This is a genomic window from Streptomyces sp. NPDC034084 (genome assembly GCF_055575535.1).
Map to the genome: position 1 here is coordinate 185455 of NZ_JBVISK010000006.1, position 12511 is coordinate 197965.

General features: G+C 73.2%; 14 protein-coding genes and 1 pseudogene. 4 read left to right on the top strand and 11 right to left on the bottom strand.

The window, feature by feature from the left end; translation table 11 throughout:
• Positions 1–71: 71 nt before the first annotated feature.
• The 7 genes from ACZ51I_RS22570 to ACZ51I_RS22600 all read right to left on the bottom strand — a co-directional run bounded on the left by ACZ51I_RS22570 (position 72) and on the right by ACZ51I_RS22600 (position 5955).
• The gene (locus tag ACZ51I_RS22570) at positions 72–1124 is read right to left on the bottom strand and encodes a helix-turn-helix transcriptional regulator (protein ID WP_468878687.1); all 1053 of its coding nucleotides are present in this window, start codon (positions 1122–1124) and stop codon (positions 72–74) included.
• Positions 1125–1269: 145 nt separating this feature from the next.
• Complete coding sequence (locus tag ACZ51I_RS22575) at positions 1270–2274, bottom strand: LuxR C-terminal-related transcriptional regulator (RefSeq protein WP_468878690.1); 1005 nt, start codon at positions 2272–2274, stop codon at positions 1270–1272.
• 170 nt (positions 2275–2444) lie between these two features.
• The gene (locus tag ACZ51I_RS22580) at positions 2445–2885 is read right to left on the bottom strand and encodes a Fur family transcriptional regulator (RefSeq protein ID WP_468878692.1); all 441 of its coding nucleotides are present in this window, start codon (positions 2883–2885) and stop codon (positions 2445–2447) included.
• A 102-nt stretch (positions 2886–2987) separates the two neighbouring features.
• On the bottom strand, positions 2988–3881 hold the full coding sequence (locus ACZ51I_RS22585) for an SAM-dependent methyltransferase (RefSeq protein ID WP_468878695.1): 894 nt from the start codon (positions 3879–3881) through the stop codon (positions 2988–2990).
• 170 nt (positions 3882–4051) lie between these two features.
• The gene (locus ACZ51I_RS22590) at positions 4052–4420 is read right to left on the bottom strand and encodes a GNAT family N-acetyltransferase (protein ID WP_468878698.1); all 369 of its coding nucleotides are present in this window, start codon (positions 4418–4420) and stop codon (positions 4052–4054) included.
• Positions 4421–4654: 234 nt separating this feature from the next.
• On the bottom strand, positions 4655–5566 hold the full coding sequence (locus ACZ51I_RS22595) for a M56 family metallopeptidase (protein ID WP_468878700.1): 912 nt from the start codon (positions 5564–5566) through the stop codon (positions 4655–4657).
• Positions 5563–5955: a BlaI/MecI/CopY family transcriptional regulator gene (locus ACZ51I_RS22600; RefSeq protein ID WP_468878703.1), complete on the bottom strand. Its 393-nt coding sequence runs from the start codon at positions 5953–5955 to the stop codon at positions 5563–5565. Before ACZ51I_RS22600 ends, ACZ51I_RS22595 begins: the two co-directional genes overlap by 4 nt.
• 83 nt (positions 5956–6038) lie before the next feature.
• On the opposite strand from ACZ51I_RS22600, the gene ACZ51I_RS22605 reads away from it, so the two are divergent.
• Positions 6039–6194: a hypothetical protein gene (locus tag ACZ51I_RS22605; protein WP_468878705.1), complete on the top strand. Its 156-nt coding sequence runs from the start codon at positions 6039–6041 to the stop codon at positions 6192–6194.
• Between the two features lie 19 nt (positions 6195–6213).
• Here the strand turns inward: ACZ51I_RS22605 and ACZ51I_RS22610 are convergent, their stop codons facing one another.
• The 3 genes from ACZ51I_RS22610 to ACZ51I_RS22620 form a co-directional block, all read right to left on the bottom strand.
• Positions 6214–6495, bottom strand: coding sequence for a metal-sensitive transcriptional regulator (locus ACZ51I_RS22610; protein WP_015035316.1), 282 nt, complete (start codon positions 6493–6495; stop codon positions 6214–6216).
• Between the two features lie 37 nt (positions 6496–6532).
• The gene (locus tag ACZ51I_RS22615) at positions 6533–8794 is read right to left on the bottom strand and encodes a heavy metal translocating P-type ATPase (protein ID WP_468878709.1); all 2262 of its coding nucleotides are present in this window, start codon (positions 8792–8794) and stop codon (positions 6533–6535) included.
• Between the two features lie 160 nt (positions 8795–8954).
• Positions 8955–9242, bottom strand: a complete 288-nt coding sequence (locus ACZ51I_RS22620) for a heavy-metal-associated domain-containing protein (RefSeq protein ID WP_468878711.1) — start codon at positions 9240–9242, stop codon at positions 8955–8957.
• A gap of 183 nt (positions 9243–9425) precedes the next feature.
• On the opposite strand from ACZ51I_RS22620, the gene ACZ51I_RS22625 reads away from it, so the two are divergent.
• On the top strand, positions 9426–10415 hold the full coding sequence (locus ACZ51I_RS22625) for a hypothetical protein (protein WP_468878713.1): 990 nt from the start codon (positions 9426–9428) through the stop codon (positions 10413–10415).
• 51 nt (positions 10416–10466) lie between these two features.
• Positions 10467–11153 (top strand): annotated as a pseudogene (locus tag ACZ51I_RS22630) (copper homeostasis protein CutC); the annotation flags it as partial.
• Positions 11154–11214: 61 nt separating this feature from the next.
• Here ACZ51I_RS22630 and ACZ51I_RS22635 read toward each other — a convergent pair.
• Positions 11215–11811 (bottom strand): DUF2867 domain-containing protein, encoded by a 597-nt coding sequence (locus ACZ51I_RS22635; protein ID WP_468878715.1) that lies wholly within the window; start codon positions 11809–11811, stop codon positions 11215–11217.
• Positions 11812–11913: 102 nt separating this feature from the next.
• Here ACZ51I_RS22635 and ACZ51I_RS22640 point away from each other — a divergent pair, with 102 nt between their 5' ends.
• Complete coding sequence (locus ACZ51I_RS22640; RefSeq protein ID WP_468878717.1) at positions 11914–12510, top strand: TetR/AcrR family transcriptional regulator; 597 nt, start codon at positions 11914–11916, stop codon at positions 12508–12510.
• Position 12511 lies beyond the last annotated feature (1 nt).

Consider the following 12511-nt stretch of genomic DNA (forward strand, 5'->3'; position numbering starts at 1 on the left):
CCGTGAGGCCCCGCGATCGCTGCCACGATTGTGGGGCCCCGGCATTTCCCGAAGACCCCGTCCCGGAATGCTCAGTCGAGCCAGCCGAGCCGCACCGCCCGCGCGCCCGCCTCGAAACGGCTCGTCGCCCCCAGCTCCTGCATCAGCTCCGAGATCATCCGGCTGACCGTCCGCAGCGACACCCCCAGCGTGCGCGCGATCCGCTCGTCCTTCATCCCCGAGGCCAGCATGAGCAGCGCGGCCCGCTGCTGCTCCGAGAGCCCGTCGCCGCCCGCCTCCGCCGTCGCCTCGTAGCCGTACGGCGTCGCCGTGTGCCAGCAGTGCTCGTACAGGCTCAGATAGGGCCGTACGAGCGCGCTGCCCCGCGCCAGGATCGCGCCCTCGCCCGGCTCCTCGGGCCGGATCGGGACCAGGGCGAACTGCTGGTCCGCGATGATCAGGTTCATGGGCACGACCGGCGCCAGCCGGATCTCCACCCCCAGCTCCGCCCGCTGCCCGAGGAACTTCTCCATCAGCGGGTCCGTGGCCTCCTGCCGGCCGTAGATGGCCCGCACCCGCACGCCGTTCGCCAGCTGCCGCCGGTCCCGGTCGAGCATCAGCTCCGGGTTCTGCCGCCCCGGCGTCCCCGGGTGCAGCGACGCCGAACTCTCCTGCATCACATCCGTGATGTCCTCGATGGCCTGCTGGATCCTGCGGTAGTCGGTCAGCGCCTCGACGTGCGCCTCCGCCCGGGTCAGCGCCTCGGCCCGCAGATAGGAGCCCGCCAGGGTCTCCAGCGTGCTGTACGCCTCGTCCGCCTCCGCCAGGTGCTCCCGCAGCCGCTCCCGCTCCCGCTCCAGGAGCCGCAGCAGCGCGATCTCCGGATCGATCGCCGCCACCGTGTCCGTCTCGGACCGCCAGCTGCCGTCCTGCACGGCGTCGACGGTGGCGTGCACCTGCCCCGTCGGCACGATGAGGCCCAGGGCGAGCAGTTCGCGGCGACATCGCTCGTACTCCTCCGGCGCGAGCCCGAGTTCCCTGCGGACCTCCTCGAAGTCCGAGACGCCCCGGTGGCGCAGCTCCTGGTACACGGCAAGCAGGACGTCCGTCGTGCCGCCCCCGATGCCGTCGCCCGCGGTGACCATGGCGAAGTGACCCCCCTCATCCTCCGAGTCGCCCCGCCCTCACCCTGTCATACGGCTCGGCGGGAGTCCGTCGTGCGTTCGTCCCGGCCCGCGCGGCCGTTGCCGGCCGTGCGCGTCGTCCTCCATGACATCCGAACTCCTCGTACTACGGCACGGGTTCCGGCCCCTCGCCGTCGAGCAGCCCGAGCCGGGCCGCCTTGACCCCGGCCTCGAAGCGGCTCGCCGCCCCCAGCTCCTGCATGACCTCGGACAGAAGACGGCTGACGGTCCGCAGCGAGACCCCGAGACTCCGCGCGATCTGCTCGTCCTTGATCCCCGACGCGAGCATGCGCAGCGCGGCCCGCTGCTGGTCCGAGAGGCCGTGGCCGCCGGAGTCCCCGGGCTCCTCGCCGTACCGGGCGGCCGCCTGCCAGCAGTACTCGTACAGCGCGAGGTACGAGCGGACCAGACCCGGCCCGCGGGCCAGGATGGTCGGCGAGTCCGGGTCGTGCGGGTCCGTCGGCAGCAGGGCGAAGTTCTCGTCGGCGAGGACCATGTTCATCGGGACGACGGGGGAGAGGCGCAGCTCCACCCCCAGCGCCGCCCGGTCCTCCAGGTGCTGGGTCATCTCGGGAACGGTGCCGACCCGGCGGCTGTACATGGCGCGGACCCGCACCCCGCGCGCGGCCCGTGAGCGGTCCCGCTCCAGCTCGGCGGCCATCTCCTCGCGCCGCACCGACCCGGTGTGCATGACGTGGACGGCGGTGCGGACGGAGTCCGTCAGCTCCGACAGCTCCCGCAACACCCGCTGCGGGTCGGTCACGATCTCGACCTCGACCTCGGAGCGGGGCGCGGCCCCGGCCCGCAGGAAGGGTCCGGCGAGGGCTTCGAGGGCGGTGTGCGCGCGGCTGGTCGCGGCGAGGCGCTCCTGGAGCCGGTCGCGCTCCCGGCGCAGCAGCCGCAGCAGGGCGACATCGGGGTCCAGGACGACGGGGCGGGGGTGCGGGTCCGCCGCCTCGGGGGCGGCGGTGAGCCCTAAGGAGGCGAGTTCGTCCCGGCAGCGCTCCCGCTCGTCGGCGGAGAGCTCCAGGCGGTCCGCGACCTCGTCGAAGCCGGCCTCGGGGCGGGCGCGCAGTTCCTGGTAGACGGCGAGAGCCTGATCGCTACCCACGCGGGTCACGGCGGCGTTTCTGGACACGGCGCAGCTGACTCCCCTCGGATCCAGCGGACCCTGTTGAATCGCCCCGCCAGACCCTGCCACAAAATCGAACGGCACGCACGGAATTGACCACCAAACAGACCGCCGGGCCGCCCCGGCCCAGGCGGCCGGTGCGCACGGGATCAGGTGGCGGCGCCGTCCGCCCGGCAGTCGGGGCACAGGCCCCGGAAGACGACCTCCGCGTCGTCCACCCGCCACTTCGGCAGGGCGCCGCGGGGCGGCTCGGGCGCGCTCGCGGAGACGTTCTCCACCCGGCCGCAGACCGTGCACAGGGCGTGCTGGTGGGCCGGCCCCGAGATCTCGAAGACCGCGGGCAGGCCGGGCCGGTCGAACTTGCTGACCAGGCCGGTCTCCTGGAAGTGCCGCAGCATCTCGTACACGGCCTGGCTGGTCAGCGTGCCGAGCCGCTCGCGGGCCGTCGTGGTGATCGCCTCGACGTCGAGATGGCCGCCCGCGGCGAGCACCGTGAGCACCTCCAGGCGCGGGCCCGTGACCCGCAGCCCGACATCGCGCAGGCGCTGGATCACCGCCTCGCGGCCCGTCAGCTCTTCCACGACTGCCATCTTCTCCGCCCGCCACCTGGTCGGCTCAAACTTTTGTAAGCATCGTACCTCTTGCTTCTCCACGTCGGCAGGCGCTCTTCGGCCGCCCGCGCCGCGGGCGCGTCAGTCGTCCGCCCTGCACACCAGGAGGACGGACTCGGTCCGGTCGTCGATCCGGTGGCGCCGCCGGCCCTCGATGTGCAGCCCGGCCGCGTGCAGCTCGGCGGCGAGCCGCTCGGGGTCGATGATCCACTTGTCGGTCGTCAGCACGACCCGCTCCGAGGACACCTTGCCGGTCCTGGCGGCGTAGTACGTGATGCGTTCGCTCATCGACGGCAGGTCGAACACCTGCCGGGCCACCACCCACTCGTCGATGCCGTCGAAGCGGGGCACCTGGAAGGCCCAGGTCCGCCGCGGCTCCGCGATCAGGCCCGGCAGCTGGTGCGCCGTGTAGTCGAGGGCCAGCGCCCCGCCCGCCTCCAGGTGGGCGGCGACCTCGCGCAGCAGCTCCGGCCGGGCGGCCGGCGGGACGGCGGTGACCATGGCGCCCGCGAGGAGCGCGAGCCGGTAGCTGCCGTCGAGGCGGAGCCCGGTGAGCTCCGCGCGGTGGGTGACGACGAGCCCGGCGACCTGCGGACCGATCCGGCGGGCCCAGCCTTCGAGGCGCTCCAGTGCCGAGGCGTCCCGGTCGACGGCCTCCACGGCGAAGCCGTGCCGGGCGAACGGGACGGCGAGCCGCCCGGCGCCGGAGCCGAGGTCCAGGACGGGTCCGCCGGTGGAGCGGGCGAGGCTGAGGTAGCGGACGATGTCCGCGCTGTGCGGGCCGAGCAGGGCGTCGTGCAGCCACACGGAGTTCTCGTCGGCGGGGGAGACCGATTCAAGCCCGGGGAGGGTGTCGGAGGTGACCCGGACGCCGGCGCCGGGGGCGGGCTCCGGGTCGAGGCCGTATCGGGACGGCAGGACCGGGGCGAGCGCTGCGGGCACGACGGACAGGGAAGTGCCGCTCGGTGTGTGCATCGCTCCTCCAGGGGCTCGCTCGGTCCATGCCGTCCGGACGAGGTACCCGTGCCGCCGGGCCCGCGCCGCTGAACCCATCCTGACCTGGGGAGCGAACCCCGATCCACCGGATCGGGCTGCGTGAACACGCGATGGCGTGGATCTGCCACGCCCCTGGTGCCGACTCCGCGTCAGAGCGGTCTGCTCCACCGCCTCGGGGAGAGCGCCGCGAAACCCAGGTGGCGGTAGAAGGGGAGCGCCGGATCGGCCTCGGCCGGGAGTTCCACGCGCTGCTCCCGGGCGCCGTAGTCGCGCATCCGGTCGGTCGCGGCGGCGAGCAGGGCCGTACCGACCCCGGCGCGCCGCGAGCCGGGCTCCACCGCGAGCGCGTACACCTCGCCCTCGCCCGGCACCGGGACGCCGCCCGCCGCAACGCCGACGACCGTGCCCTCCGCGTCAGCGGCGACCAGCCAGCCGAGCCAACCGGGCGCGCCCCCGGGAATTTCAATTTCCGCGCGTATGCGGGGGAGTGCGCATTGGGCCGAGACCAGCCGGCGCATCGGGATTTCGTCCAGTATTCCTGCGTAGCTGCTCCGGATGGCGTCGGCAAGCAGTCTGGATATCGTGGTCGCGTCGCCGGCCGCTGCCGTACGAACGCCGGCGAGCTGCATTGGTTGTGCACCCTTCGACGTGCCGAGTCCGAGCCTCAACGTACCCACAATAGCGGCGAATTCGGTGATCCGTGACCGATGCGAAATCTACGAATTCGCTTAGTAAATACCGGTGTTCACGGATTACCCGGGGAACGAGCAGCAGGCGACGATCAGGGGGGCCATGGCGAGACCCGCCGCCGCGATCGTCAGGAGACCGCGCAGCACGGGGTGCCCGGAGCTGTACGGGGTGAGGATGCGCCGCATCCGCAGCGCCGCCGACGGACCGCCCGCGGCGAACGCGGACCGCGGCGCCCGCCCCGAGGCCAGCGCGTACAGCGCCGTCGCCAGCGCGTCCCGCGTACATCGGCGCAACGCCCGGTCGTCCGCGGCCATTTCGAGCAGCAGGGGTACGGCGCTCCCGCCGTGGCGTGCGAGCGGGAGGCGGGGGAAGACGGCCGCGAAGGCCTCCGCGGCGGCGACGAGGAGATGGTGCCGTCCCGCGATGTGCGCCCGCTCGTGCGCGAGGGCCGCGGCGAGCTGCGCGGGGGTCAGGGTGTGCACCGCGCCCGAGGAGACGACGACCCGGCGCGAGCGGCCCGGCAGGCAGTAGACGGCGGGCCGGTCGTCGTCGAGGACGGTGGCCCGCAGCGCGGGGTCGTACCGGCCGACGAGCCGCAGTACGCCCGCGTGACGCGTCCGCACCCGCCGGGCCCGCAGCAGGCGGCGCACGAACGCCACGGCGGGCACCGAGAGGACGAGGAGCGAGAGGGACGCGGCTGAGCGCTCGCGGCCGTCGAGGTGCAGGAGCTGCTCGGGCGTGGGCGGCCGCAGCGTGAACAGCATGTCCGCCAGCCGGTGGCTGCTCTCGCCCGACAGGACCAGCTGGGCGGGCAGCAGCGCGGCCGCGGCCGCGAATCCGGCGCCGCACGCGGCCCACACGCCGAGCGCGAGGCGGGGCACCTGCTGGGCCCAGCGGGCCCGGACCACCAGCCAGGGAACGACGAAACCGGTGAGGACCACGAGCCCGAGCGGGACGAGGACGTGGTGGTTCACGCGCCGGCCCCGTCCCCGCCGTGCGGCCCCTGGTCGCCCCGGGCGGCGCGCAGGGCCGCGTCGAGTGCGGCCATGTCCTCGTCCGAGATGACCTCGACGAAGCGGAGGAGGGCGGCCGGACGGTCCTGGCTGTCGCCGAGGGCGTCCCGCATCAGGCCCGCCGTATACTCCTCGCGGCTGCGGACCGGCTCGTACAGCCAGGCGCGCCCGGACTTCTCGCGGCGGAGCCAGTCCTTGCGGTGCAGGATGTCCGCCACCGTCATCACCGTGGTGTAGGCGACCCGGCGTCCCCGATTGATGTCGTCGACGATCTCGCGGACCGTGGCGGGCCGCTGCCAGGCCCACAGCCGGTCCATGATCTCGGCCTCCAGCTCTCCCAGCCGGCGCACGTGCACCCCCTCCCCCGTAGGGCCTGTCATCGTACGGGCCGCTTCCCCGGCTCAGGTATACCCCCCGGGGGTACGATGGCGGGATGTCGACCCTCATGAGGAACCGCCCCTGCGCGACAGTCTGCGACTCCGGTCTCCCCGGATCGGCGGAGCTGGTGCTCCTCCGCCGGCTGCTCGGCCTCTGTCTCCGGCTGAGTCTCACGCTGTCCGCCGACTGCCCTTCACGCAAGGGCGGTTGACACTGCTCGGTCCCCTGTGTCACGTCCGGATCAGCCGGGCGATGGCCTTGGACGCCTCACCCACCTTCACCTTCGCCTGGTCCCCGCCCTGGGCGATGGCCTCCGTGACGCAGCAGCTCAGGTGCTCGTCCAGGAGGGCCACCGCGCAGGACTGGAGGGCCGCGTTGATGGCGGAGACCTGGGTGAGGACGTCGATGCAGTAGACGTCCTCGTCGACCATCCGCTGCACCCCCCTGACCTGGCCCTCGATGCGCCTCAACCGTCTGATGATGTCTTCCTTGTGCTGTCCGTAACCGGCCACGACGGGCTCCTCGGAGATCGGGGGTTCACAGGGGCTGTCAGCGGTCGGCGGCCTGGAAGCCGCGCAGGCGGAGGCTGTTGCCGACCACGAAGACCGAGGAGAAGGCCATGGCCGCGCCCGCGATCATCGGGTTGAGCAGTCCGGCCGCGGCGAGCGGCAGGGCGGCCACGTTGTAGGCGAAGGCCCAGAAGAGGTTGGAGCGGATGGTGCCGAGCGTCTTGCGGGAGAGCCGGATCGCGTCCGCCGCGGCCCGCAGGTCGCCCCGTACGAGGGTCAGGTCGCCGGCCTCGATGGCGGCGTCCGTGCCCGTGCCCATCGCCAGCCCCAGGTCGGCCTGGGCGAGCGCGGCGGCGTCGTTCACGCCGTCGCCGACCATGGCGACCGAACGCCCCTCGCCCTGAAGGCGCTTGACCACGTCGACCTTGTCCTGCGGCATGACCTCGGCGATGACCTCGTCGATGCCGACCTCGGCGGCGACGGCCTCGGCGACCGCCTTGTTGTCGCCGGTGAGCAGGATCGGGGTCAGGCCGAGTGCGCGGAGCCGCCGGATGGCCTCGGCGCTGGTCTCCTTGACGGCGTCGGCGACCTCCAGGACCGCGCGGGCCCGGCCGTCCCAGGCGACCGCGATGGCGGTCTTGCCGGCCTTCTCGGCGGCGTCCTTCGCGGCCTTGAGGGACGGGGTGAGCTCCATCGCCCACTCCTGGAGCAGCTTCTCGCGGCCGACGAGGACCGCGTGGCCGTCGACGACGCCCTGGACGCCGAGACCGGGGACGTTCGCGAAGTCCTCGGGGGTGGGCAGGGTGCCGATCCTGGCGGCGGCGCCGGTGGCGACGGCCTGGGCGATCGGGTGCTCGGAGGAGTGCTCCAGGGCGCCCGCGAGCCGCAGGACGTCGGTCTCCTCGGTGCCGGCGGCGGTGTGGACCTTGATGAGGGTCATCCGGCCGGTGGTGACGGTGCCGGTCTTGTCGAGGACGATCGTGTCGACCTTGCGGGTGGTCTCCAGGACCTCGGGCCCCTTGATCAGGATGCCGAGCTGCGCGCCGCGCCCGGTGCCGACCATGAGGGCGGTCGGGGTGGCGAGGCCCAGGGCGCAGGGGCAGGCGATGATCAGTACGGCGACGGCCGCGGTGAACGCGGCGGTCAGGCCCTGCCCGGTGCCCAGCCAGAAGCCGAGGGTGCCGAGCGCGAGGGCGATGACGACCGGCACGAACACGGCCGAGATCCTGTCGGCGAGGCGCTGGGCGGCGGCCTTGCCGTTCTGCGCGTCCTCGACGAGCTTGGCCATCCGGGCGAGCTGGGTGTCGGAGCCGACGCGGGTGGCCTCGACGACCAGGCGGCCGCCGGCGTTCAGGGTGGCGCCGGTGACGGAGTCGCCCACACCGACCTCGACGGGCACGGACTCACCGGTCAGCATCGACGCGTCGACGGCGGAGGAGCCCTCGACGACGGTGCCGTCGGTGGCGATCTTCTCTCCCGGCCGGACCAGGAAGCGGTCCCCGACCTGGAGTTCGGCGGTGGGTACGGTGACCTCGCGGCCGTTCCTGAGGACGGTCACCTCCTTCGCGCCCAGCTGCATCAGCGCCTTGAGCGCGGCGCCCGCCTTGCGCTTCGAGCGGGCCTCGAAGTAGCGGCCGGCCAGGATGAAGGCGGTGACGCCGGCGGCGGCCTCCAGGTAGATGTTCCCGGCGCCGTCGGTGCGGGCGATCGTGAACTCGAAGGGGTGCGTCATCCCCGGCGTGCCGGCCGTTCCGAAGAACAGCGCCCACAGCGACCAGAGGAACGCGGCGATCGTGCCGACCGAGATCAGGGTGTCCATGGTGGCCGCGCCGTGCTTGGCGTTGGTCCAGGCGGCCCTGTGGAAGGGCCAGGCGGCGTAGACGACGACCGGCGCGGCGAGCGTGAGGCTCAGCCACTGCCAGTACTCGATCTGCAGCGCCGGGACCATCGCCATCGCAATGACGGGCACGGCGAGCGCGGTGGCGGTGACGAGCCGCTGCCTGAGGGGCCGCAGCTCCGCGTCGGCCTTCTCCTCGTCGGTGGGGCCGGCGCTGTCCTCGTCGGTCTTGGGGGGAGCGGGCTCCTCGGCGGTGTAGCCGGTGGCCTCGACGGTGGCGATCAGGTCGGCGACGTCGATGTCGGCGTCGAAGGTGACCTTCGCCTTCTCGGTCGCGTAGTTGACGGTGGCCTCGACCCCGTCCATCCGGTTCAGCTTCTTCTCGATACGGGCCGCGCACGAGGCACAGGTCATGCCGCCGATGGCGAGCTCGACCTGGGCGGTGCCCGGAGTGGTCGTGGTCATTTCCTGCTCCTCGGTGTAGCGGGTTCGGGGGCCGGGGCCCGGGCGTGGTGGTCGGGCCCCGGCGGCCGGGGTGGTGCGGGCGGTGCGACCGCCTGCCGGGCCGACCGTCCGGCACCGGGACGGGGGACGCCGGTGCGGGGTCGGTCTGCCCGGCGGCGGATCAGGCCCGGCCGGTCAGCTCGTAGCCCGCGTCGTCGACGGCCGCGGTGATCGCGGCCTCGTCGGGCTCGCCGCCGGTGGTCACGGTCACCAGGCCGCCGGCGACGTCGACGTCGACGGAGATGACGCCGTCGAGGGCGCTGACGGACGTGGTGATCGCGGTCTTGCAGTGGCCGCACGTCATGCCGGAGACGGCGTAGACGGTGACGGTGCTGTCGGCGACCGCGGTGGTGGTCGCCTCGCCGGCGTTGGTCGAGCAGCTGTTGTCGGGGGTGCAGCAGGAGCCCATGGCTTCCTCCTCGGTCGGTCCTCCTGGATGGATACCCTCGGGGGGTATCGATTCGACGAGTCCATGTATACCCCCCGGCGGTATTGGACGCAAGCGTGGACCCGACTTGACTTGATACCCCCCAGGGGTATGGTGAGGTGCAGTGAAGGGTCAGCCACGCCACCCACGTACGGGAGAGCAGTCATGAACACCGGAGTGAAGATCACTGCCTTTGCCGCCGCGCTCGCCGCGACCTTCGGGACGGCGTACGGGGTCGGCAAGGGGGTCGGCCCGGTAGAGGAGCCGCGGGCGGCGGGCCACGCCGAGCATGCGGCGCGGGACCCGCAGCAGAAGGGGGAGGACGGCCACGCGGCCCACGAGAAGCCCGCGACGGACGGCCACGCGGGCCACGACGAAGGCGCCACGGCCTCCGCCGCGTCCCTCCCCGGCGGCCTCCAGATCTCGCAGGACGGCTACACCCTGGCCCTGGACACCCCTACCCCCGCCCGCGGCAGGACCACCCTGAGGTTCTCCATCAAGGACGCGACCGGCAAGAAGGTCACCGCCTTCACCACCGAGCACGGCAAGGAACTGCACTTCATCGTCGCCTCGCGCGACCTCACCACCTTCCGTCACCTGCACCCGGTGAGGGCCGCCGACGGCACCTGGTCGGTGGACGCGGACCTGCCGGCCGCCGGCGGCTACAAGGCCTTCGCCGACTTCAAGCCGGCCGCGCCCGGCGCGAAGGGGATCACGCTCGGCGCGGACCTGTCGGTCCCCGGCGCGTACACCCCGAAGCCGCTGCCCGCCGCCGCCCGGACGGCGAGCGTCGACGGCTATCAGGTGCGGCTCGGCGGCACGCTCGACCCGGGCAAGGCCGGTGAACTCCGCCTCACCGTCTCCAAGGCCGGAAAGCCGGTCACCGACCTGGAGCCGTACCTCGGCGCGTACGGACACCTCGTCGCCCTCCGCGACGGCGACCTCGCCTACCTCCACGTCCACCCGAACGAGGGCGGCCCCGGCCCGGACGTCTCCTTCACGGCGACGGCACCCAGCGCCGGGACGTACCGTCTCTTCCTCGACTTCCAGCACGAGGGGAAGGTCCGGACGGCGTCCTTCACGGTGACGGCGGGCCCGGCGGGCAAGCCTTCCGGTGCGGCCACGCACGATGCGGGGGGCCACGCGCACGGCTAGTCTGGTCATTGGACTAGACCTGTAGTCGTCATTCATGGAGGAATGGGTTCGATGAGCAACCGTGCAGTCCTTGAGGTGATCGCCCTCGACGAGGAGGACGCGGTCGCCGCCCAGGCCGGTGGGGCCGACCGGCTCGAACTCGTCACCGACATGGCGGCGGACGGACTCACCCCGTCCACGGCGTCCTTCACCGCCATCCGCCGCGCCGTGGACCTCCCGCTGCGCGTGATGCTCCGGCTCGCCGACGGCTTCGCGGCCGGCGACGTCGACGCCCTGGTCGCACGGGCCCAGGAACTGCGCGCGGCGGGCGCCGACGAGTTCGTCCTCGGCTTCCTCACGGCCGGCGGCGAGCCGGACCTGGTGGCCGTCGAGCGGCTGATCACCGTCCTGGACGGCTGCCGCTGGACCTTCCACCGCGCGATCGACCGCGCCGCCGACCGCGACGGCCTCCGCAAGAGCCTCGCCGACCTGCCGGGCCTCGACACCTACCTGACGGCCGGCGCCGCCACCGGCGTCGACGACGGCCTGCCGACCCTCCGCGCCGAAGCCGCCCGCACGGGCGAACCGGGTTACGAGCCCCGGATCCTCGTCGGCGGCGGCCTCCGCCTCGACCACCTCCCGACCCTCCGCGCGGCCGGCCTCACCGCCTTCCACATCGGCGGCGCGGCCCGCCCCCAGGGCTGGACGTCCCCGGCCTCGGCCGAGGCGGTCCGCACCTGGCGCGAGGCGCTCGACGCGGAGGCCCCGCCCCCGCCCCGGGCCGGGGCGGCCGGTCAAGGCCCGCGCGGGGGACGGTCGTTCACCGCTGCCCGAGCAGGCGCCCCCGCTCCCGCCAGGAGCGTTCGAACTGGCGGGTGAGTGACGGGTAGACGATCAGATGGCGGAACGGCGCGATCAGGGCCATGTAGAAGCGGCCGAGCCGCCCGTTGGGCTTCACCAGGACCGCCATCCGCAACTCGTGGCGGCCCGCGCCCGTCTCCACCCACCCCAGGTGCATGACCGCGTGCACGGTCTTGTTCACGACCTCGCGGGCGCACTCGTCGGGGAGCTCGTACAGCGAGGTGAACGGGCCGGGTCCGGGGGTGGGGTCCGCCGTCGCCGTCAGGTCCTCCGGCATGCGGTCGCGCAGGGACCGGGCCCGCGGCCCGGACCCCGCCTTCTCCTTGTCCCAGCCGAGCAGGGCGCCCAGCTTCCAGCGCACGGCGAACAGCAGGCGGGTCGGCAGGGACTGCCGGGCGAATCCGTCGCCCGCCGCGATCGCGGCGAGCATGACGGGGAAGTCGTCGGGTCCGGCGCCCGGGGTGCGGAAGGACCACACGTCCTGGGGCGCGAAGTCGGGGGTGAACTCGTGGATCCGCCACGGCCGGCCGGTGTGTTCGGTGACAGGAAGCCTCATGGGTGCGTCGCCTCTCCCGTTCTATACGCTGACGTACAACGACCATCCCAGACTCGATGTACGGCTGCGTATATTCGACGGAGGAGTGAGGGAGGACACACCGTGGGCGCCCCACGCACACCGCGCGAACGATGGGTGGAGGAGGGCCTGACCGTCCTCGCCGACGGCGGCCCCGACGCCGTCCGTGTCGAGGCGCTCGCCAAACGGCTCGGCGTCACCAAAGGCGGCTTCTACGGCTACTTCGCCGACCGTGACGCCCTCCTCGCCGCCATGCTCGACACCTGGGAGCGCGAGGCCACCGACCAGGTGATCGACCGCGTGCGCCAGGACGACGACGCCGACGGCGATCCGAGGACCCTCATCACGCTCGCCGGCATGCTCACCTTCTCCGGCGACCGGCTGCGCCCCATCGACCTCGCCGTCCGCGACTGGGCCCGCCGCGACGAGGCCGTCGCCGCCCGCCTGCGCCGCGTCGACAACCGGCGCATGGAGCTGCTCCGCGAGATGATCGGCAGGTTCTGCCCCGACCCCGACGAGGTCGAGGCCCGCTCCCTCCTCGCCTTCTGCGTGGCCATCGGCCACCACTTCCTCGCCGCCGACCACCAGGGCCGCACCCGCACCGAGGTCCTCGCCCGCGCCGGCGACCTCATCCTCGACCGGCCGGCGGAACCGAAACCCCTTGGCCCGCACGGCGGGTGAC